The sequence below is a fragment of the Corynebacterium sp. UMB0012 genome, assembly GCF_030216265.1.
GTDB lineage: Bacteria > Actinomycetota > Actinomycetes > Mycobacteriales > Mycobacteriaceae > Corynebacterium.
Genome location: NZ_JASOKQ010000049.1, coordinates 1 through 1181 on the forward strand (window position 1 = coordinate 1; position 1181 = coordinate 1181).

At 54.1% G+C, this 1181-nt stretch carries 1 protein-coding gene; it reads right to left on the minus strand.

Translation table 11 applies throughout. From position 1 onward, the window contains the following. A partial coding sequence (locus tag QP324_RS11795; RefSeq protein WP_284816169.1) for a VaFE repeat-containing surface-anchored protein occupies positions 1-1181 on the minus strand: 1181 nt, incomplete at both ends.

Genomic DNA, 1181 nt, shown 5'->3' on the forward strand with positions numbered 1-1181 from the left:
TCACCGTGGCCGCCATTGTGGCTGCTGGTGTTGTCACCGTGGCCGCCATTGTGGCTGCTGGTGTTGTCACCGTGGCCACCGTTGTGGTTGCCATGATCCTTGTGGTCGAAGTGATCCTTGATGATCTTGCCCAAGCCGATGCCCGGGATCAGGATGAGCCACCACTTATTGTCCTTGGAGGAACCGTTGGAGGAACCATCCGAGGAACCGTTGGAAGAACCATTAGAGGAACCATCCGAGGAGCCGCCTGGCTTGTCCTGATCGTGGACCTCGTGGGAGGTCACGGTCTGGTCCTCATCATTGATGTCCTTGTGCTCAGCAATGTGGTTCGGCTTCTCCGGAGTAGTACCCGGAGTCTCCTCGCCCTTGTCATTGACCTCGGTGGAGGTGAGCTCCTCGAAGGCAACCGCAGCCTGGACAGGCTCCTTCACATCATCGTTCACGGTGATGGTCACAGGGACCATGCCGTGGGACTTCTCCGGAGTGAAGGTCTTCTCACCGGTACCCAGAACAGACTTGCCATCCTTCTTGTTAATGAGCTCAGCCTTCAGGGTGTATTCCTTACCCGGAACCAGACCCTCATAGGTCACATCATCAACAATCTTGGCACCAGCAATAACCTCGTGGGAACCCTTCTCGAAGTCAGCGTTAGTGGTGATCTTCGGGGTCTTCTCAGAAGACTCCTTCGGCACAGTCTGATCCTTGTCGTTGATGTCCTTGTGCTCACCAATCTCATTCGGCTTGTCATTGTCAGGGGTGTCCTCACCCTTGTCATTGACAACCTTGGAAGTCAGAGTCTCGAAAGCAACCGCAGCCTCAACCGGCTCAGTCACATCATCATTAACGGTAATGGTGACAGCCTCGGTACCGTCAGCCGCTTCCGGCTTGAAGGTATGACCCTTGGCCTCACCCAGAACAGTCTTACCATCAGCCTTGGAAATCAGCTGGGCATCCAGGGAGTATTCCTTACCCGGAACCAGACCCTCGTAGGAAACCTGGTCCACAATCTTGGCACCAGCAACAACTTCCTTCGAACCATTCTCAAAGTCCGCGTTCGTAGAAACAATCGCGTTCTTCTTCTTGGTCACCGTCTGGTCATCATCATTGATGTCCTTGTGCTCACCAATCTCATTCGGCTTGTCATTGTCAGGGGTGTCCTCACCCTTGTCATTGACAACCTT